The organism is Flavobacterium sp. GNP008, from assembly GCF_056428965.1.
Window position 1 is genome coordinate 189,555 of sequence record NZ_JBWJVL010000002.1, and the last position, 20,853, is coordinate 210,407.

Below are 20,853 nucleotides of genomic sequence, written 5' to 3' on the forward strand. Positions count from 1 at the left end.
TTCAAGTGCCTTGATGTAGGATAAGAAATGAATTTGGAAAACTAATAAGGCTTAAAATTTCTCTTCGCCAATTCCTTGCGCACCCTACTCAATGTTTCGGGTGTAATTCCTAAATAGGAGGCAATCATCCATTGTGGTATGCGTACTGTTAGACTTGGGTAAATAGTTATAAAATCCATATAGCGTTGCTCAGCTGTTGCTCCTAGTAAAAGATTTACTCTTTTTTGAAGTTGGCGAATGTGATTGTGTAAAGCAATATTATCCTGTTCTCGAAAGGAAATACTGATTTCAGCTGCGGCATTAATGAATTTTTTGTCGATAAATACAATTTCAGTATCTTCAATGGCATCAATAAACAATTCAGAAGGCTCATTGAAATATGAACTGCTTCTATCGGAAATAATCCAATTCTCAGGTGCAAATTGAATGATATGCTCTTTTCCGGTTTCGTCAATGGTGTACGAACGCAATAATCCTTTGGATACAAAAAACGAATGATGACAAATAGCGCTCTGATGCAGTAGGATGGACCCTTTTTCTACTTTTTTGGATTCCAATGTACCAGTAATTGAAAGAAATTGTTCGTCTGTTATATTAGTTTTGGATTGAAAATAGGTTTTGAAAGAATCGAGCATAATTATTTAACGGTTGGATTGATACTATACTTAATCTTTTTATAGTGACTTTATCTAGTTTATTCCGTCTAAATTTTTGTGATTGTGTCTGCGCTTGTAATGGGTTTGACGAAGACTATTGTCACCGGATATAATACTGATATTTCCATCTATTTCTAACATTGCTAATTTCACATCTTTAAAATATTCAATGCCATGTTCCCGCATAGCTTCTTTTAATTCATCCGAAGAAATATTTAATTTGCTTAATACTTTAAAATCCAATGTGCCATTATGAATTAGAATCTCTGGTTTTTCTTGCATAAAAGCACCAAATTTATTGTATTTGTACATCAATTTTTTTAAAATAAAATTGATGGTAAACAATACAGTTGCCGCAGCTATACCTCCATAAAGACTGGTATTATTGCCTACCATTGCATTTTGAACAGAATTGCTTATCAGCAATATCAGTATTACGTCAGCTGTGTTCAGTTGAGATAGTTCTTTTTTGCCAAAAATACGTAAGGCGATAACCATAAAAAAATAAACAGCAGTACTTCGAAGAATTATATCAAGATATTCGTTCACTTTTTTTCTGAATAAAGTTTAAAGTACAAATTTTTCCCACTAACAAAAAATAGGAGTGATCACTGGTCATTATTTTAGTTTAAAATTCTTCTCAATGGCTTTTATCATTTCTCCAGCAATATCTTTATTGGTGGCGCCTTCAATCCCTTCTAAGCCGGGTGAAGAATTTACTTCTAATAATAATGGTCCTTTAGCAGAACGGATAATGTCAACTCCTGCGACTTTAAGATCCATTGCTTTGGTCGCTTTTATGGCAATACGCTTTTCTTCGGGAGTTACTTTTATAATAGATGCCGTTCCTCCAAGATGGATGTTAGCTCTAAATTCTCCGGGCATTGCTTCACGCTGAATGGCTGCAACTACTTTTCCATCAATTACAAAACAACGAATGTCTTTGCCATTCGCTTCTTTTATGAATTCTTGTACTAATATGTTGGCATTCAAGCTTTTGAATGCATTTATAACGCTTTCCGCAGCTTTTTTTGTTTCCGCCAGTACTACTCCTTTTCCTTGGGTTCCTTCCAGTAATTTTACAATCAAAGGAGAGCCCCCAACCATTTTTATCAAGTCATCAGTGTCCAATGGAGAATTTGCAAAGCCCGTAGTAGGGATATCGATGCCGCTATGCAAAAGCAATTGTAAGGAATATAATTTGTCTCGAGATTGTGTAATTGAGGTAGATGAATTTAAACAAAATACATTTAATGCTTCAAATTGTCTGGTCAAAGCACAACCGTAAAAAGTAATACTAGGTCTTATTCTTGGTATAATGGCATCAAATTGATTTAGTATTTTACCGCCACGATAATGTATTTCTGGTGTCTTTGCATCCAGTTTCATGTAGCATTCCTTAATATTTAAAAAATGCATTTCGTGACCCCGCATTTCTCCCGCCTCCATAATACGCTTGTTGCTGTACAATTCAGGATTGCTGGCTAAAAGACCAATACGTAAACCAGAGCTCGCTTTTTCTGAATTCTTATACAGCTCTTTTAAAATATCAGAAGTGGGTTGTCCCAAGAGATATTTTTGTTCTGGATCTACAAGTACTCTTCCGCTCATGGCTTCGCGGCCTAAAAGCATTCGAAACCCCATAGAATCTCGATTGGTCAACGTCATTTCAATAGGCCACTTGGAGCTTCCTATTTGTAGGTTAGTTTGAATAACATAACGTTGTTCTCTGAAACCACTGGAACTTTTAACAATGCGTTTGTCGATTAAAGGCGCTTCACAATGAATTACCGTTTTTAAATTATTTTGTATTGGGTTAATGTCAAATTTCACCCAGTTGCTTTCATTTTTAATAAATGGAGCAATGTTTATAGCATGTAAAGCAGATGTTTTTGCACCGGAATCCACTCGGGCTTTGATAGTAGGAATTCCTAATTCTGGAAAAGAACACCATTCTTCACTACCTAAAATAACTTTGTTATCTGACATAAATTAATTTTAATTAACCTTTTTTATAAAGACCAAATGTAAATATTTGTTTTCAAAAAAAGTGTGTTTACTGTAAAGAATAAACCCGTTATGTTATAAAAACGTAACGGGTTTATTTTACTATAGTTGCTTATAAATTTATGGATTTGTAGGTTCTCCAGCCTTATGAATTTCTACCGTTAACTCTTGTGAGCCTTCTTCAATATCCATAAAAATTTCGTCACCCATAGTAATTTTCGAAGTGATAATCTCTTCGGCAAGGGCGTCTTCTACATATTTCTGAATCGCTCTTTTTAATGGTCTTGCGCCAAATTGTCTATCAAAACCTTTCTCAGCAATAAATGCTTTTGCTTTGTCAGAAAGATTCAACTGATAGCCTAATTCAGCAACACGTGCGAATAATTTTTTCAATTCGATTTCAATAATCAAATCAATATCATGTTTTTCTAAAGCATTAAACACAATGACATCATCAATTCGGTTAAGGAATTCAGGAGCAAAAGTTTTTTTCAATGCGTTTTCAATAATGCTTTTTGAATTGTCATCTGCTTGAGCCACTTTGGCAGCAGTTCCAAAACCTACTCCTTGTCCAAAATCTTTTAATTGTCTGGCTCCAACATTAGAAGTCATAATAATTATTGTGTTTTTGAAATCAATTTTTCGACCTAAACTGTCCGTTAAATAACCGTCATCTAAAACTTGTAAAAGCATATTGAAAACATCAGGATGCGCTTTTTCAATTTCATCTAGTAGGACTACACAATAGGGTTTTCTTCTCACTTTCTCAGTTAATTGGCCACCTTCTTCATATCCTACATATCCTGGAGGTGCTCCAACTAATCGAGAGATTGCAAATTTTTCCATGTATTCACTCATGTCAATGCGAATTAATGCATCTTCAGAATCGAATAATTCTTTAGCCAATACTTTAGCTAATTGGGTTTTACCAACTCCGGTTTGTCCTAAGAAAATAAAAGAACCAATTGGACGATTCGGATCTTTCAACCCAGCACGATTTCTTTGTATCGAACGCGCTATTTTCATTACGGCTTCTCTTTGTCCAATTACTTTTCCTTCAATCAGTTCTGGTAATTTAGCGAGCTTATTACTTTCGGTTTGAGCGATACGATTTACAGGTATTCCACTCATCATAGAAACTACATCAGCAACATTGTCTTCCGTAACTTCAATTCGGTTATTTTTTGCATCCTCTTCCCATTGTTCTTGGGCAATTGCTAAATCTTTTTCAATGCGTTTTTCGTCATCACGAAGTTTAGCGGCCTCTTCGTATTTTTGTTTTTTTACCACAACATTTTTCAGTTCTCGAACATCTTCTAATTGACGTTCTAAATCTAGAATTTGTTTTGGAACTTCAATATTGGTGATGTGAACTCTAGAACCTGCTTCGTCTAAAGCATCAATAGCTTTATCCGGTAAAAAACGTTCCGACATATATCTATCTGTTAATTTTACACACGCTTCGATTGCTTCTTGTGTATAGGTAACATTGTGATGGTCTTCGTATTTGTTTTTGATATTATTCAAAATAGTAATTGTTTCAGATACGGATGTAGGTTCCACAATTATCTTTTGAAAACGTCTCTCTAATGCTCCATCTTTTTCTATGTATTGTCTATACTCGTCTAATGTGGTTGCACCAATACATTGAATCTCTCCTCGGGCCAATGCAGGTTTGAACATATTAGAAGCGTCTAGTGATCCTGTAGCACCACCAGCACCTACTATAGTATGAATTTCATCGATAAAAAGAATGATATCATCATTTTTTTCTAGTTCGTTCATAACTGCTTTCATGCGCTCTTCAAATTGTCCTCGGTATTTTGTTCCGGCAACAAGACTGGCTAAATCTAAAGTCACTACACGTTTATTGAATAAAGTACGAGATACTTTTTTCTGAATAATTCGCAAAGCTAAGCCTTCAGCAATTGCTGATTTTCCCACTCCAGGTTCCCCTATAAGTAATGGGTTATTCTTTTTACGACGACTCAAAATTTGAGAAACGCGTTCAATTTCTTTTTCACGTCCCACAACGGGGTCTAGTTTTCCTTCTTCAGCCATTTCTGTTAAATCCCTTCCAAAATTATCTAAAACAGGTGTTTTAGATTTTTTGTTGGATTTATTAGCAGGATTATTAAAAGTACCTTCTTTTAGACTGTCATCTTGTCCTGAATCGTCATTGTACGATTCATTTCGTGGCAAATTCTCTATAAAATCTTCTTCGTTTGGAGTCATGTTTAGGTATTGTTCTTTAGCTACGTCATAATCAATTTTCAATTTATTCAATAGCTTGGTTGTAGGATCGTTTTCGTTTCGTAAAATGCACAACAATAAGTGTGCAGTGCTAATGGATGTACTTTGAAATACTTTAGCTTCAAGAAAAGTTGTTTTTAAGGCTCGTTCCGCTTGTCGGGTCAAGTGTAAGTTTTTCTTTTCAACATTTACTTCCAGGCTTGGGCTTGCCGGACTTAAAATTTCCACTTTTCTGCGTAAGTGGTCTAGGTCAACAGCGAGGTTGTTCAATATTTGAATAGCCTTTCCGTTACCGTCTCTTAAAATGCCCAGCATTAAGTGTTCTGTTCCTATAAAGTCATGACCTAACCGCAAAGCTTCTTCTTTGCTGTAAGTGATAACGTCTTTTACTCTTGGTGAAAAATTATCATCCATAATATATATTTGATATCGTAAATTTAGTGAATTAGTAATTTAAAAACAAAAACCATTCCTATAAGTAGTAGTGTCAGCTAATAGACAAAAATAATAGTAATAATGAAGTTAAATTTTACTTAAATTATTAACTAAAAGAGCGGTAAAATTTGTTAATAAATCGTTGAAATAACTAGAGTCAAATAGATAAAAAAAAATCAAAAAATCGTATATTGGCACGTTTTGAAACTAATATAATTATTTAATATAACAACTTATGTCTGAAGGAGAAAAGTTAATTCCCATTAACATAGAAGATGAAATGAAAACAGCTTACATCGATTATTCGATGTCGGTAATTGTATCAAGAGCACTTCCAGATGTTAGAGATGGCTTGAAACCAGTACATCGAAGAGTACTATTTGGTATGCATGATTTGGGTGTTAACTCAAGATCAGCCCACAAAAAATCAGCAAGAATTGTCGGAGAAGTTCTTGGTAAATACCATCCTCATGGTGATACTTCCGTTTATGATGCCATGGTTCGTATGGCTCAAGAATGGAGCATGCGTTATTTATTGATTGATGGTCAGGGTAATTTTGGATCGGTAGATGGAGATAGTCCTGCAGCGATGCGTTATACAGAGGCTAGAATGCGAAAGATTTCGGAAGAAATTTTGGCAGATATCGATAAAGAGACAGTTGATTTTAAATTAAATTTTGATGACACGCTCGAAGAGCCAACTGTCATGCCGACTCGTGTTCCTACCTTATTAATAAATGGGGCAACAGGAATTGCAGTAGGTATGGCAACCAATATGCCTCCTCACAATTTAACTGAGGTGATTAACGGTACATTGGCTTTCATGGATAATAATGACATAGAGATTGATGAGTTAATGAACCATATCAAAGCCCCAGATTTTCCTACTGGAGGTATAATATATGGATATGAAGGGGTTCGGGAAGCATTCAAAACTGGTAGAGGGCGCATTGTAATGCGTGCTAAAGTTGGTTTTGAAGAAGTGGATGGTCGCGAGTGTATCATCGTTACTGAAATTCCGTATCAAGTCAATAAGGCAGACATGATTAAACGTACTGCTGATTTGGTAAATGATAAAAAAATAGAGGGTATTGCTAATATCCGAGATGAATCGGATAGAAACGGGATGCGTATCGTTTATATATTGAAACGTGATGCTACGCCAAATGTAGTTTTAAATACACTCTATAAATTTACGCAATTACAATCTTCATTTAGTGTAAACAATATTGCCATTGTAAAAGGGCGTCCGCAAATGTTGAATCTAAAAGATCTGATTCACTATTTTATTGAACACCGTCATGATGTAGTGACTCGCAGAACGCAATTTGAATTAAAAAAAGCGGAAGCAAGAGCACATATTTTGGAAGGTTTAATTATTGCCTCGGACAATATTGACGAAGTAATTGCTTTAATTAAAGCTTCAAAAAGTACCGAAGAAGCCAGAGAAAGATTAATTGAAAGATTCAAATTATCTGATATTCAATCTCGTGCCATTGTAGAAATGCGTTTAAGACAATTGACAGGTCTGGAACAAGACAAGTTAAGAACTGAATACGATGAAATCATGAAGTTAATCGAGCATTTGAAAGCTTTACTAGCGGATGTAAACCTGAGAATTGCTTTGATTAAAGAAGAACTGACTGAAATTCGAGATAAATATGGAGATGAGCGTCGTTCTGTAATTGAATATTCAGGAGGAGATGTAAGTATTGAAGATTTAATTGCCGATGAGAATGTGGTGATTACCATTTCTCATGCGGGTTATATAAAACGTACTAATCTTACCGAATACAAAACTCAGAATAGAGGTGGAGTTGGACAAAAAAGTGCTGGAACAAGAGACCAAGATTTCTTAGAACACATGTTTGTGGCAACGAATCACCAATACATGATGTTCTTTACCCAAAAAGGTAAATGTTTCTGGATGCGTGTTTATGAAATACCAGAAGGAAGTAAAACGGCTAAAGGTAGAGCAATTCAGAATCTTGTTAACATTGAAAGTGACGATAAAGTAAAAGCATTTATTTGTACTCAGGATTTAAAAGACAAAGAGTACATCAACAGCCATAACCTTATTATGGTGACTAAAAAAGGTCAGGTTAAGAAAACGTCTTTAGAGAAATATTCTAAACCCAGAGTAAATGGTGTAGCAGCAATAACAATCAAAGAAGGAGATGAATTATTGGAAGCAAAATTAACTAACGGAGAAAGCCAAATTATTTTGGCTGTAAAATCTGGTAAATTAGTTCGTTTTGAAGAAACAAAAACGCGCCCCATGGGAAGAACAGCCTCTGGAGTTCGTGGGATTACCCTTAAGGATGATACGGATGAAGTTATTGGCATGGTTACTGTAAATGATATGAGCAGCGAAATTTTAGTTGTTGCCGAAAACGGTTACGGAAAACGTTCAAGCCTTGATGAATATAGAATTACAAATCGTGGTGGTAAAGGAGTAAAAACCTTAAATATTACGGAAAAAACGGGTAAGTTGATTTCTATAAATTCAGTTACAGATGCAGATGATTTGATGATTATCAATAAATCTGGATTGACTATCAGAATGGCAGTCGAAGATTTGAGAGTTATGGGTCGTGCAACACAAGGAGTTAAACTGATCAATATCAAAGGGAATGATTCTATTGCTGCAGTTACAAAAGTAATGAAAGACGATGTGGCAGAAGTGGTGGTTGATGAAGAAGGAAATATTGTTGAATCTGAAGCTATCGAAAGAGTGAAGCCTGTTCTAGAAATTCTAGAAGATGAAGGAATTGAAGATGATGACGATGACGACGATTCTGAAGAAGCAGAAGACCTTGATGAGGAGACTGAAGAAGATGATTCAGATGAAGAAGCTTAAAATTAGAAATATAAAAAGAAGAATAATTATTAAACTAAAATAGAATATATGAAAAGTAAATATGTATTACTAGCATCAGCGTTATTGATATCAGTTGCTACTTTTGCTCAAAAAGATCAAATTAAAGCAGCGGAGAAAGCATTGAAAGGTGGTAAGTCACAAGAAGCTGTTACCATTTTAATGGGTGCAGAATCTTTGATAGTAAATGCAACTGAGGCTGAAAAAGCGCAATTTTTCTTTGTAAAAGGCAATGCTTTACTAGATTTAGCTAACAAGAATATTGATGCTAATTCAAATCTTTCACTGGCAGCAAAAGCGTATCAAGATTTAATTGCTATAGAAAAAACTTCTGGGAAAGTAAAATTCTCAACTCAGGCAGCAACTTCAATTACCGACATAAAATTTAAATTAATTAATGCTGCCATTGCTGATTCAAAAGTAGATAAGCAAGCTGATAGTGCTAAAAAATTATATGATGCGTATTTGTTAGATAAAAAAGATACTATAAATTTATATTACGCTGCTTCTACTTATGTAAATGCAAAAGAATATGATACGGCTCTCAAATTGTATGATGATTTGAAAATACTAAACTATTCTGGTATTGGTACGAGTTATTTTGCAGTTAATAAATTAACGAACGAAGAAGATCTTTTTACAACAGCTCAAGAAAGAGACAGAATGGTAAAATTAGGTACTCATGAAAAACCTAGAACAGAAGTAATTCCATCAAAAAGAGGAGAAATCTATAAGAATATAGCTTTGATTTTAGTTGAAAAAGGTAAAACTGAAGAAGCTAAAAAAGCAATTTCAGAAGCTAGAAGAGCAAATCCTGAAGATACTTCCTTGACTTTAACTGAAGCTAATCTTTATTTGGAGACAAAAGATTTTGACATGTATAAAAAATTAATTGCTGAAGTATTGGAAAAAAATCCCAATGATGCTGATTTAATTTTTAACTTGGGTGTCTTAAGTGCAAATGCTAAAAATGTAGCAGATGCTGAAAAATATTATAAAAAAGTTATAGAAATTAATCCAAAATATATTAATGGATATATTAATTTAGCAGCCTTAAAATTAGAAAATGAAAAGGCCATTATTGACGAAATGAATAAGTTGGGTACTTCTGCTAAAGATATGAAGCGTTATGATGAACTGAAAAAGAAAAGAGAGGATTTATTCAGAAGTGCAATTCCTTTTCTCCAAAAAGCGGTTGAGTTAGATCCTAAGAACACGGATGTTTCAAAAACTCTTTTAGGCGTTTATAGTGCTTTAGAAATGACAGCAGAGTATAAAGCGTTGAAAGCAAAGTTGTAATAATTTTAGTTTTTATAAAAAAACCTATCAAGAGTATACTTCTTGATAGGTTTTTTTTATATAATTTTTTTAATAACTCTTAACTTGTGCGTGTGCTTATTAGTCTCGGCATTGAATATTCCTAAATGGTCCAGTCGGTCAATACGTACTTTTCCACTAGCATGAATGATGTAATTATCATCCATTATTATTCCTACGTGGATGATTTTACCTTCGTCGTTGTCAAAAAAGGCCAAGTCTCCTGGTTCGCTTTCTTCAATAAAGCTTAGGGCTTCTCCTAGTTTTGATTGCTGTGATGCATCGCGGAGTAATTGGTATCCATTTAATTTATACACCATTTGAGTAAAACCAGAACAATCAATACCAAAAGGTGTTTTTCCTCCCCAAAGATAAGGGGCGTTCAAATACATAAAAGCGGTATTAATTAAATTTGACTTATTCTTTATACCACTGATTTTAGTTCCTTCAAAATCAAAATTTGAAGTGTTTATATCAGTATGATGGATAAATGATATCGAAGACCCAAGAGGAATAGGTATTAACAGATTGTTTGGCCCTGTTATATATTCTAATAAATCAGCATTAAGAATGATGGCTTCGGTAGATAAATAATTAAAACTAGATTCAGAAATCAGTTGTAATTGTTTGGTGTCAATCCAGCCTTCATAATCGTCATATTGCATACGGATCCTAGACCATTGTTTTAATTGTTCTAAAATTTCAAAATGTTCACCAAATAAAACTTGAGAAACAATTTCGCTTCGATCACTGGGTTCAAAGCGGAGTGGGATTATGGCTAGATTACAAATTCCGAACATTCAGGTTCATTTTTTGAGTTAAGAACTATGAGTCATACGTTTTTAAACCTATAACTCATAGCTTATAATTATTTAGGCTCTTTCAATAACAATTGCTGAAGCACCTCCACCACCGTTACAAATTGCAGCGGCACCAATTTTTCCGTTGTTTTGTTCTAAAACATTTAATAAAGTAACAATTATTCTTGCACCGGAACAACCTAAAGGATGTCCTAAAGAAACAGCGCCACCATTTACATTTACATTAGTATCCTTTAGCCCAAGAATTTTTGAATTTGCTAGACCTACTACTGCAAATGCCTCGTTGAATTCAAAATAATCAACATCATTTATTGCTATTCCTGCTTTTTCTAATGCTTTAGGAACTGCTTTAGATGGAGTAGTTGTGAACCATTTTGGTTCTTGAGCTGCATCAGCATATCCTTTAATATAAGCAAGAGGCTTAAGGCCTAAAGCAAGTGCTTTTTCTTCACTCATTAGTATTAGAGCTGCGGCACCGTCATTTATTGTTGATGCATTGGCTGCGGTTACCGTTCCGTCTTTTGTAAAAACAGGATTTAATGTAGGGATCTTATCTAGTTTTACGTTTGTAAATTCTTCGTCTTTAGAAACGATGATTGGATCTCCTTTTCTTTGGGGAACTGCTACCGGAACTATTTCGTTATCAAATTTACCGGCCGTCCATGCTTTTGCACTTCTCTCATAAGACTGAATTGCGAAATTATCTTGGTCTTCACGTGTAAATTCATATTCTGAAGCACATAAATCAGCACACACTCCCATAGCGCTGTTATCGTAAGCATCTGTAAGTCCATCTTTCTGCATTCCGTCAATCATGGTTGCAGGACCAAATTTAGTTCCATTTCTCAAATGCATGTAATGTGGAATTAAACTCATGTTTTCCATTCCTCCAGCTACTACGATTTCAGCATCACCACATTGAATGGCTTGTGCGCCTAACATCACCGCTTTCATTCCAGAGGCACATACTTTATTTATAGTGGTACAAGCAACAGTGTTTGGTAAACCGGCATAAATAGCAGCTTGTCGGGCAGGAGCTTGTCCTACACCAGCCTGCACTACATTGCCCATAAATACTTCATCAATTAAATTTGGGTCTAATTTTATTTTGTCTAAAGCACCTTTAATGGCTATTGCGCCTAATCTTGGAGCAGTAACTGTAGATAATCCCCCCATAAAACTTCCGATAGGTGTTCTAACGGCAGAAACGATAACAACTCTTTTGTTCATGACTTTCATAATGTTAGTTTATCTAGCAAATTTAATCTTTTTTAAACAATTTCATATTTTGATATTGAGATTATCTTTTTTAAATTTATTTTAATTCTATATGTTTGATTGTGAAGTGTTTTTATAAAAATGATAAAAAATATTAAAAAAAAGCCTTTAAATAGTTGTGAGAAACGTAAAGATGTCTTAAATTTGCAACCGCAAAACAGGACACGTTTCTTGAGCTTGGAGGGGTGCCAGAGTGGTAATGGAGCAGTTTGCTAAACTGTCACCGAGTAATCGGTGCCAGGGTTCGAGTCCCTGTCCCTCCGCTTTATAATTTTGTTTTTTCGGGGTGTAGCGTAGCTCGGTTATCGCGCCTGCTTTGGGAGCAGGAGGCCGCAGGTTCGAATCCTGCCACCCCGACTAGATTTTTTACACGAGCAATGGAGGCATAGCTCAGCTGGATAGAGCACCTGCCTTCTAAGCAGGCGGTCGAAGGTTCGAATCCTTCTGCCTTCACTTAAATTCCCCTTATAAGTTACTGATTATCAGTGTTTTAAGGGGTTTTTTTATTATTTTTATTTTTAAAAAGCACAACTTTTATATTGTTTTACTTATAAAAAATAGCTGTTTTTATATCTTTTGACACAAATTTGACACGATAAAATTTTGCGTGTCCAAAAAATTCAAACAACAGCTAGTGGGAAGCACTTATTTATAGACTACTCACATCACTATATAATATTTTAAGGTGGTTTAAAGACATATCGATCAATGGTTCATACATGAACGCATTTATGTGGATATTTTCCGGTGTCATTAACACTACCCTGTCAAGTACTTCAACCTTATTTCCTGTCTTTCTTAGTCTAAATTCATTAAATAGACCTCGAGTCTGATTTGTTTTAATTCTTGCTAAATCAAAACCCTGCAATTCGTTAATCATGAATCTTTCTGCTTTAAGGCGAATTGAAATTGCCAATACAATTTTGTTTTCAAGTAAAATATCGCTTACATTGATTTCTTTGTTAATAGATTCGGCAATTTCATGTATAAATTCTATAATGTTTTTAGAACCAAAAGTGATAGAGTTATTTTCGCATTTAGATATCCTGGCTTTATAAATTGTGAAGACATCATCTGCTTTAATGTTTTTGGAATTCTCTTTTAAGTGAAGACATTCTGTCAATGTTTCATAGTCTTTACATTTATTATCGTCACAATACTCTATAAGATTTCTAACAAATGCAATCAAGCTGATAAATTGTTTTGGTTCTTCAACCTTCGATCGAAATTGCTTAAATACATCTTGTGTTGTATATAACCCCTCTAAAAGCTCAATTTCTCCAGATTCATTTTTTGTAGCCATTAGAACTGCTTTTTTTAAATTAAGTCTGGAAGATAATGTTCGATAAAAATCAAAATTATGTGTAAGAACAATCATTTTGAAATTTTGCAAAGGTAATCTTAGTAAATCTCTTATGTATTCGATGATTGCATATTTATTTTTATAATCAAAAGAATCTGCAACATCGTCAAAAATTATAAGATTGGAAACATTTGCTTTTCGGGATTCAATATCGAATAATAATTGGAGTATGTAGTAAGCCCTTTGTTCGCCTTTACTTAGAATGTGAAGAAGACTTTCTTTATTTTGACTAATAGGTTTATCTTTTCTATCGGTATAATGAAATTCTAAATTTGCTGTTTTCTGTTTTAAAACAATATCATCTTGATTTGATATAGATACTTTAAAGGGAACATAAAATCGTGAATTAAAAGTTATAACAATATCTTTCCAAATTTGAGTCTCTTTTTTTGCTTCTTCAATTATCTTTTCTAAAGCATTTTTTTTCGTTTGAAATAATTTTACTAATTCGTCTGTTTCAGTTTTTAATTGTACTAAGTATGACAACCAAACTTTCTCTTTAAAACTTTCGTATTTGTCGAGTTCTATTAGAATCAGGTTATCTTTTTCTATTACATTTTTGAACGCTCTTAATTCTGCATTTGCTCCAATTGCTTTATCAACTTTATCAAACGTTTCTTTTAGTTTTACATCATTTAAAATTTTAGAGATTTCTTGTTCAACTAAATTTTTTAATTTTTCAGTAGAATCAATTTGTAATTTCCCATCAATAAGAAATTTGTGTCCTGCTTCAAAAAAAGAATTGTCCTCAGTTGATTTTAAAAGTTCGTTTGCTTGCGAAGTTCCAAACGAATTTCCTGATTTTTTAAAAAAAGATGACTTAGTTAATAGATTTTGATATTTATCAACGTATGTGTCTAATAAAGTTTTATTCTTTTGTAGAAATCTGTCTACGTTTCCCTTTTTATCAAAAACATCATTATACTTGAAATTATATTTTGGAAAGTCATTTTCAAGTTGATTATTTATTAATTCTAATGATTCGTAAAAAGAATAATTGTTTGTTGAAAACGTATTAATAAATTCACTTTCGCAGTCTGAACTTGATGAAACAATTTTAAGTTTTTTAATGAAATCTATTTTTTGAGAATCTAACTCATTGTAAATTTTATCATATTGCTCTTTAAGTTCTTTACTAGCTATAAAGTTTGTGATTTTATGGGACGCATCAAAATTTGAATCTTCGGCATCTACGACCAAAATTGCATTTGGACTAATTGGAGCGCCATCAACAAGGATCTCAAAATGAGTTTTTCTCTCTTTATATATTCTATCACAAGGGATAACTTTCTTGTCATTTTTTGATATATCATTGAACGTTCTTGCAAGAGAACTTTTCATAGTTCCATTTGGAGCATAAACTAAATAACATAAATTATTAGTAAAGTCAAAAGAGTGATTGAGTTTTCCAATTCCATAACAATTTTCTAAATCAAGATTAAGTTCCTTCATATTATGATTACTTGTAGAGTTGGCATTAACTTGAATATTTATTTATCACAAGATTCAGTTAGTATTATATTTCAAATATATAAATAAATTATTACAAGAAATGACTTAAAGTTTTATTATTATTTATGTCACAACCTTCATATATTTGTCGTGAAATTAATAAAAACAACACCTAAAAATCAATAAAAATAGCCTCCATTTGGCACGATTTTGCCACGGAGAAATAAATAATTCAATAATAGCGTGCGCTTCGGGTGGTTTAAGTAATCCTTCTGCCTTCACTTTAAACCGATACTTTCACTAGTATCGGTTTTTTTGTTTTAAGAACTGTTGTAAATTCTAAAATAATCTTATTTTTATAAAAAATAGTTTTATGACTCCATCGTTTAAATCCCTTGTATTGCTTTTTTTTGTTTTTTCCTGTAAGTCACAGACTATGATTTCTATAGCTCAGGAAAAAGATAGTTCACATATCAGTGATACTACTTTTGTGAATTTAAAAGATTACAGCCAAGATTTTGTCTTTGATATGAAGTATGCCACAGACGATAATTTTTTAAAGGAAAAAGTGTACGATTGTGCCGAATGTTTTTTGCGTTTAAAAACGGTAAAAGCACTTGTTGTAGCAAATAAAAAGTTTATTAAAAAAGGGTATAAGATTAAAATTTTTGATTGTTATCGCCCTTTAGATATTCAGAAAAAAATGTGGAAAATTGTATCAAATCCGGAATATGTTGCCAATCCTGCAAAGGGTTCCATCCACAACAGAGGAGGAGCAATAGATATTACTCTGGTTGATGGTATTGGGAAAGAATTGGATATGGGAACTTCTTTCGATTTTTTTGGTAAAGAAGCAAGCCATAGTTACCTAAATGTTTCGAAAGAAGTAAAAAAGAACAGAGCCTTGTTGAAAACAATTATGACAGGTAGCGGTTTTAATTCTTTTGATTCTGAGTGGTGGCACTACAATTTGAAGTCAAGTCAGAAGGATGCAATATCTAATGCTAAATGGGATTGTAAATAGACTCACTCAATACATTGTAAGGTATTGATAAAGTAGGTTTCAGGATTATAAATCTCATTGTTTAATTCGGATTTAAACTCTTTTTTGAAGATGTAGTCTTCCGTATCGGTTAAATATTTAATACGCATCATAGATACTGGAGAATTTTTTAAGTCTTCAAAACTGTCTTTAATGAACATGAAAATACCAGAATTAACTCTGTTGTCAAACCCTTTTTCATCACGTAACATCGTACCACAATTTTCTTGATCGATATGTATTAATGTGATTATTTTTCCATTATTAAGCTGTAAGTATAATTTGGAATTTTTATCAAAGCAATTTGCTTTCAAAAAATCTTTACTTTTTTGAATAAATTGCACACTTAGTGTTGGTAAGCCATCCGTTAATGCCAGGGAATAAAAGATATAACTAGAATTGCCACCAAAATGTTTCTCACTAATCATGTATTCTTTGGTTGCTTTATAGGTTCCAATAGAGTCAGTTACATTGGAGCTGTACTCGCAAGGTTTCTGAGCAAATAAAATACTAGTAAAAAGAAATAAAGAGAGTGCAAAGCAGTGTTTCATCGTTATGATATTTTGGTGCAAATTAAAACTATTTTATGATTATTTTCATTAGTTGTAAAAAAACAATAGATATTACCACCGTCTTTTATTTTCCATTTTTTTCGAATATTTTCTACACTATCTGGGAAATTTCGAGTTGTAATATTGGCTTGGGTATTTTCTAAAAAAGATTTCATTTCTGTTTTGTTGTACCCAAAACAATTTTGTATTTCAAAACAACGTCCTGGAAAAGATATTAAATCAACAGAAGTGTATAAATGGGAATGCTTGTGTAATTTGTCTAAATTGAAAAAAGCTCCAACTTGATCAAAACCACCTGATTTCATTATGGCGCTATTAGGCTCGTAAAGGTATTTTTGTGGTAAACCAATTGAAGTAGTTGTAATCTCCTCATTCAGAATAAAATCAAATGTTTCAACTTTATCCTTTACTATATTAATTGTTTTTATTGTTACAGGTCCAGAATAAGTTGCATGTAATTCCCATACTAATTCTTTTACTTCACTCTCAATAGCAACGATATGTATTGTTTTTACGTGTTGCAATTCAGATAATCCAGCTGATAGATCAAGTAAAGGTGCTGTTTTAATTAAAATGTGTTTGGAATGATTAAAATAAAAAGTAAGATTTTCAGGGACATTAGGTAAACAATCGTTAAGCATAAAAACTTTTCCTTTGGCATCATTTCGTCTGGAAGGATCTATGTAAATCCAGTCCCATTTTGAATTTAAAGTGTTCAATGTGTCAAAACTATCTCCTGTATAACATGAAATATTTTGAATATTTAATTGTTTAAAATTATGTTGAACGATAGTAGATAATGCTGGATTTATTTCGCAATGGGATACTTTTTCTATCTTTTTCGCAAAATAAGAATCGTCTACTCCAAAACCTCCAGTTAAATCAATTAGAGATTTTCCCGATACAATTGAGGCTTTATAGGAAGCAGTTGTTTCAGATGATGTTTGTTCTATCGAAATTTTACTTGGATAAATTATATTTTTGGTTGCAAACCAAGTCGGTAGTTTGTTTTTTGCTTTTGTCTTTGCTTCTATTTGGCTCAAAACAGTAATCCAATTGGACTCTGGAAATGGATTTTTTTGAAGTGCTAACTTTGATATGTTTACACCAATATTATCATCTATAAAAGTTTGTATTGCTGGATTTAATAGTGCTGTGTCCACAATTAAATATCTTTAGTCAACAACATGATTATTTTGTTTTCAGGGAAGAATTCTTTACCAATGACCTTTATTATTGTATAAAGAGGAACTGCTACCACCATTCCAAGAATTCCAAAAAGGAAACCTGCAATAAGAATTACTAGGAAAATTTCTAAGGGGTGTGAACTTACACTTTTAGAAAAAATGATGGGCTGAGAAAAATTATTGTCAATTATTTGTACCATCCAAAAACCGATTAAAACGTATATTGTTGTTGGTAAAATTTCAGATTGAAAATCACTGCCCAAATTACTTAGCATTGTCAAAATTGCGGCTAAGACCGAAGCAATTAACGGGCCGATATAGGGAATAATGTTTAACACAGCACATAGAAAAGCAATAACAAGCGCATTAGGTACTCCAAAAATAAACAGTACAATCATATATAATATAAATACGATGAACAATTGAAGTAATAAGCCAATAAAATAGCGCGACAATAAGTGGTTTATTTTATCTAAAGAATGTAAGATTTGATCCTCATGGCTATTTGGAATTAATTTTTTGGCACCAACAACAAACATCAACCGGTCTTTTAGAAAGAAGAAGGTTATGAATAGAATCGATCCTAATGCTACTCCTAAGCTGCTAATGGTATTCAGGATTGTGTTTAAAAAATTAGGAATAAAATTAAAGTTTACCTTAGAGGTTACGTTAGCCTCCTTTAAAAGTTGTGCAGAATCAATTTGATGGCTTTCAAGGAACACACTTATTTGCTCCATTAATTGAACAATATTTTTTTCAATTTCTACCGTATTTAGTAAGGAAAGATTTTGTCCCTGTGATAAAACCAACGGAACAAACATCATTATAAAACCGAAGATAATTAATATAAAAATGAATAAAACTAGTATTGTAGCAAAGATATGATTGAATTTTAGTCGTCTTTTAAAAAAGTCTAAAATGGGATTTCCAATCAACGTCATTATAAATGATATTACCAGATATATTAAGACCGATTGAATTTGGTAAAAAAATAATAAAATTAAACCGCAGAAAGCTAAAGTCAATAGCGCTCTCAAAATACCGTTGGAAATCGTCTGTGATGTAATCATCTTTTATTTTTAGTCGGTAAATATAAAAAAAAACTCGCTAACAAGTAGCGAGTTTTGAATTCTTAAAAAACTAAAAAACTACAATCTGAAACTTGCTCTTGATCCACCAGAAACAAAAACGGCAGCCATTCTTGATTTTTGACCGTTAGAGAACATATACATTCCTCTATCATCAGTATAATCCATATAGTTCATTGTCATTTCAACTGGGTTACCAGAACAAGTACTGTAATGTGGATATGCTGGAACTCCAGAATTTGCTGCATTGTGAGTAGGTGTATCAGATACTAAATCACTACCACAAGTTGCATCACCCCAAATATGGCGTAAGTTCATCCAGTGTCCTACTTCATGAGTTGCTGTTCTTCCTAAGTTAAAAGGGTAAACGGCTGTGCCAGTATTTCCTAAATATTTTGAATCAATTACAACACCATCAGTAGAAGAAGACCCACCAGGAAATTGAGCATAACCTAAGATTCCACCGCCAATAGTACAAGCCCAAAGGTTCATCCTAGTAGTTGGAGTAGTTGGAGCAATTCCACCTTGAGAAGCAATTTTCATAGCGTCGTTAGTACCCCAAGAAGTTTTTGTAGTAGCTTTTCTATAAACAGCTTCTAGTACAAAAGAGATTTCTACGTTCGCTTTAACACCGGCAAATAAAGAAGGAACTTGATTAAAATCCGAATTTGCTGCGTTAAAATCTTTATTTAAAACATCAATCTGGGATTGAATTTGTGCTAAGGAAATATTTTCAGCAGTGGTTCTGTAAAGAACATTCACTACAACCGGAATTTCAATTTTTCCATTTACTAAACGACCTGTCAAAATTGATTTTTGTGTGAATGCTTCAATTTCATTCATTTTTAACGCTAAAGAAGGATCTGCCTTCATTTGGGCTGCTAGGACTTCTTGAGATGCGCAACCACGTTTAGCAATAGCATCTGCTGATGGAGTAATTTCTGTTGTGTCATTTTGACAAGAAAAAAGCATTAATAATGCCACAGCAGATAAGAGAATTTTTTTCATAATAAGGTTGATATAAATTAATAGATTTGGTTAATTATTTAAAAATAAATTTAGAAAATTTGTTACAATTGTAACTTTGTGATGCTAATTGTAAATACAACAGCTCAGGAATAAATAACTGCTGAACTGCTACTGAAATAAGATTTACATAATTTGAGATACTTTATAATTATGTAAAAACGAAAGGAGCTTATTGATCAATAAAAAGAGGTGACTATTGATGACACCTCTTTTTGTAATATAGGAAAGAAAATTATATTCCGAAACTAGCTCTTGCTCCACCGGAAACAAATAAAGCATCCATTCTTGATTTTTGACCGTTAGAGAACATGTACATTCCAGCATCATCAGTATAATCCATATAGTTCATTGTCATTTCTACCGGAGTTCCTGAACAAGTACTGTAATGTGGATAAGCAGGTATACCGTAATTAGCAGTGTTGTGTGTAGGTGTATCAGATACCAAGTCACTTCCACAAGTTGCATCACCCCAAATGTGACGTAAATTCATCCAGTGACCTACTTCATGAGTAGCAGTTCTTCCTAAATTAAATGGAGCTGCAGCAGTACCATTAGTTCCAAAAGCATTATTGTCAATTACAACCCCATCAGTTGCAGATGCTCCTCCAGGAAATTGAGCATACCCAAGGATACCACCACCCATATTACATGACCACATGTTTAAAACAGTTGTAGGAGTTGTAGGAGTGATCCCTTTTGGTGCTTTTTTCATAGCATCATTGGTAGACCATGAAGTTGTAGTAGTAGACTTTCTAACAACACTTTGTAATACAAAAGTAATTCCAACATTCGCTTTATCACCTGAAAATAATGCAGGAACAGAAGAATAATCAGAGTTTAAAGCATTAAAATCTTTATTCAATACATCAATTTGCGATTGAATTTGTGTCAAAGAAATATTTTCAGCGGCGGTTCTGTAAAGCACGTTTACTACAACTGGGATTTCTACTTTACCATTTACTAAACGATTTGTTAACATTGCTTTTTGTGTAAAAGCTTCAATTTGATTCATTCGAATTGCTAATGTAGGATCTGCTTTCATTTGTGCCGCAAGAACTTCTTGTGAGGCACAACCCCTTTGAGATACTGCACTTGCTTGTGGAGTATTGTCTGTTACATCATTTTGACATGAGAAAAGCATTAAAAATGCTGCAGCAGATAAAAGAATTTTTTTCATAATAAATTTGTTATAAATTAATAGATTTGGTTAATTATTTCACAATTTTATAACAATTTATTTAAAAAAAAAATTTTTTTTAATTTTTTTTTTAATAAAAAATACTACTTATTAGATTTTGTTGATGTTACGGGATTATTATTTATTTTGATAAACAAGTAGATTCATACAAATTTTTTAAGTTAAAGAGTTTAAAACTAAAACTTATATATTAGTAAGTTATTTAATATTTTTAATATCAAAAAAATATTAATTATCACAATTTTATAATAATTATTAAAATTATTGATTTTAACCT

15 protein-coding genes and 3 tRNA genes are annotated in these 20,853 nt (G+C 32.9%); 6 read left to right on the top strand and 12 right to left on the bottom strand.

Annotated elements, in window-relative coordinates; translation table 11 throughout:
* Positions 1-41 precede the first annotated feature (41 nt).
* The 4 genes from AC0608_RS07215 to AC0608_RS07230 form a co-directional block, all read right to left on the bottom strand.
* Positions 42-638, bottom strand: coding sequence for a Crp/Fnr family transcriptional regulator (locus AC0608_RS07215; RefSeq protein WP_417960433.1), 597 nt, complete (start codon positions 636-638; stop codon positions 42-44).
* Positions 639-689: 51 nt separating this feature from the next.
* The gene (locus tag AC0608_RS07220) at positions 690-1,154 is read right to left on the bottom strand and encodes a DUF421 domain-containing protein (RefSeq protein ID WP_478288882.1); all 465 of its coding nucleotides are present in this window, start codon (positions 1,152-1,154) and stop codon (positions 690-692) included.
* A 120-nt stretch (positions 1,155-1,274) separates the two neighbouring features.
* A complete protein-coding gene (rimK, locus tag AC0608_RS07225; RefSeq protein WP_417960293.1) occupies positions 1,275-2,645 on the bottom strand; it encodes a 30S ribosomal protein S6--L-glutamate ligase in 1,371 nt (456 codons plus the stop codon).
* 138 nt (positions 2,646-2,783) lie between these two features.
* Complete coding sequence (locus tag AC0608_RS07230; RefSeq protein WP_478288604.1) at positions 2,784-5,330, bottom strand: ATP-dependent Clp protease ATP-binding subunit; 2,547 nt, start codon at positions 5,328-5,330, stop codon at positions 2,784-2,786.
* Between the two features lie 256 nt (positions 5,331-5,586).
* Here AC0608_RS07230 and gyrA point away from each other — a divergent pair, with 256 nt between their 5' ends.
* Entirely contained in the window at positions 5,587-8,211 is a 2,625-nt protein-coding gene (gene gyrA / locus AC0608_RS07235; RefSeq protein WP_417960291.1) for a DNA gyrase subunit A, read from the top strand.
* A gap of 48 nt (positions 8,212-8,259) precedes the next feature.
* A complete protein-coding gene (locus tag AC0608_RS07240) occupies positions 8,260-9,528 on the top strand; it encodes a tetratricopeptide repeat protein (protein WP_417989894.1) in 1,269 nt (422 codons plus the stop codon).
* A 56-nt stretch (positions 9,529-9,584) separates the two neighbouring features.
* On the opposite strand, the gene AC0608_RS07245 is transcribed toward AC0608_RS07240, so the two are convergent.
* Positions 9,585-10,346 (bottom strand): C40 family peptidase, encoded by a 762-nt coding sequence (locus AC0608_RS07245; protein ID WP_417960289.1) that lies wholly within the window; start codon positions 10,344-10,346, stop codon positions 9,585-9,587.
* Positions 10,347-10,418: 72 nt separating this feature from the next.
* Positions 10,419-11,597, bottom strand: coding sequence for an acetyl-CoA C-acyltransferase (locus AC0608_RS07250; protein WP_417960288.1), 1,179 nt, complete (start codon positions 11,595-11,597; stop codon positions 10,419-10,421).
* Between the two features lie 227 nt (positions 11,598-11,824).
* On the opposite strand from AC0608_RS07250, the gene AC0608_RS07255 reads away from it, so the two are divergent.
* The 3 genes from AC0608_RS07255 (at position 11,825) to AC0608_RS07265 (ending at position 12,098) form a co-directional block, all read left to right on the top strand.
* Positions 11,825-11,908, top strand: a tRNA-Ser gene (locus AC0608_RS07255).
* Positions 11,909-11,927: 19 nt separating this feature from the next.
* Positions 11,928-12,002, top strand: a tRNA-Pro gene (locus AC0608_RS07260).
* Positions 12,003-12,024: 22 nt separating this feature from the next.
* A tRNA-Arg gene (locus AC0608_RS07265) sits at positions 12,025-12,098 on the top strand.
* Between the two features lie 196 nt (positions 12,099-12,294).
* Here the strand turns inward: AC0608_RS07265 and AC0608_RS07270 are convergent.
* Positions 12,295-14,460, bottom strand: a complete 2,166-nt coding sequence (locus tag AC0608_RS07270; RefSeq protein ID WP_478288605.1) for an AAA family ATPase — start codon at positions 14,458-14,460, stop codon at positions 12,295-12,297.
* Positions 14,461-14,833: 373 nt separating this feature from the next.
* On the opposite strand from AC0608_RS07270, the gene AC0608_RS07275 reads away from it, so the two are divergent.
* Complete coding sequence (locus tag AC0608_RS07275; protein WP_478288606.1) at positions 14,834-15,484, top strand: M15 family metallopeptidase; 651 nt, start codon at positions 14,834-14,836, stop codon at positions 15,482-15,484.
* 2 nt (positions 15,485-15,486) lie between these two features.
* Here the strand turns inward: AC0608_RS07275 and AC0608_RS07280 are convergent, their stop codons facing one another.
* The 5 genes from AC0608_RS07280 to AC0608_RS07300 form a co-directional block, all read right to left on the bottom strand.
* On the bottom strand, positions 15,487-16,053 hold the full coding sequence (locus AC0608_RS07280; protein WP_417960272.1) for a hypothetical protein: 567 nt from the start codon (positions 16,051-16,053) through the stop codon (positions 15,487-15,489).
* A gap of 2 nt (positions 16,054-16,055) precedes the next feature.
* Positions 16,056-17,237, bottom strand: a complete 1,182-nt coding sequence (locus tag AC0608_RS07285; protein ID WP_478288607.1) for a THUMP-like domain-containing protein — start codon at positions 17,235-17,237, stop codon at positions 16,056-16,058.
* 2 nt (positions 17,238-17,239) lie between these two features.
* Positions 17,240-18,331, bottom strand: a complete 1,092-nt coding sequence (locus AC0608_RS07290) for an AI-2E family transporter (protein ID WP_478288608.1) — start codon at positions 18,329-18,331, stop codon at positions 17,240-17,242.
* 78 nt (positions 18,332-18,409) lie between these two features.
* Entirely contained in the window at positions 18,410-19,357 is a 948-nt protein-coding gene (locus tag AC0608_RS07295; RefSeq protein ID WP_417960269.1) for a zinc metalloprotease, read from the bottom strand.
* A 253-nt stretch (positions 19,358-19,610) separates the two neighbouring features.
* The gene (locus tag AC0608_RS07300; RefSeq protein ID WP_417960268.1) at positions 19,611-20,555 is read right to left on the bottom strand and encodes a zinc metalloprotease; all 945 of its coding nucleotides are present in this window, start codon (positions 20,553-20,555) and stop codon (positions 19,611-19,613) included.
* Positions 20,556-20,853: the final 298 nt, after the last annotated feature.

What these genes read in the sequence shown, in the direction of transcription:
- AC0608_RS07220 (WP_478288882.1), bottom strand. Translation starts at nt 1,154, where the DNA reads ATGGTTATCGCCTTACGTATTTTTGGCAAAAAAGAACTATCTCAACTG.
- rimK (WP_417960293.1), bottom strand. Translation starts at nt 2,645, where the DNA reads ATGTCAGATAACAAAGTTATTTTAGGTAGTGAAGAATGGTGTTCTTTT.
- AC0608_RS07230 (WP_478288604.1), bottom strand. Translation starts at nt 5,330, where the DNA reads ATGGATGATAATTTTTCACCAAGAGTAAAAGACGTTATCACTTACAGC.
- gyrA (WP_417960291.1), top strand. Translation starts at nt 5,587, where the DNA reads ATGTCTGAAGGAGAAAAGTTAATTCCCATTAACATAGAAGATGAAATG.
- AC0608_RS07240 (WP_417989894.1), top strand. Translation starts at nt 8,260, where the DNA reads ATGAAAAGTAAATATGTATTACTAGCATCAGCGTTATTGATATCAGTT.
- AC0608_RS07245 (WP_417960289.1), bottom strand. Translation starts at nt 10,346, where the DNA reads ATGTTCGGAATTTGTAATCTAGCCATAATCCCACTCCGCTTTGAACCC.
- AC0608_RS07250 (WP_417960288.1), bottom strand. Translation starts at nt 11,597, where the DNA reads ATGAACAAAAGAGTTGTTATCGTTTCTGCCGTTAGAACACCTATCGGA.
- AC0608_RS07270 (WP_478288605.1), bottom strand. Translation starts at nt 14,460, where the DNA reads ATGAAGGAACTTAATCTTGATTTAGAAAATTGTTATGGAATTGGAAAA.
- AC0608_RS07275 (WP_478288606.1), top strand. Translation starts at nt 14,834, where the DNA reads ATGACTCCATCGTTTAAATCCCTTGTATTGCTTTTTTTTGTTTTTTCC.
- AC0608_RS07280 (WP_417960272.1), bottom strand. Translation starts at nt 16,053, where the DNA reads ATGAAACACTGCTTTGCACTCTCTTTATTTCTTTTTACTAGTATTTTA.
- AC0608_RS07290 (WP_478288608.1), bottom strand. Translation starts at nt 18,331, where the DNA reads ATGATTACATCACAGACGATTTCCAACGGTATTTTGAGAGCGCTATTG.
- AC0608_RS07295 (WP_417960269.1), bottom strand. Translation starts at nt 19,357, where the DNA reads ATGAAAAAAATTCTCTTATCTGCTGTGGCATTATTAATGCTTTTTTCT.
- AC0608_RS07300 (WP_417960268.1), bottom strand. Translation starts at nt 20,555, where the DNA reads ATGAAAAAAATTCTTTTATCTGCTGCAGCATTTTTAATGCTTTTCTCA.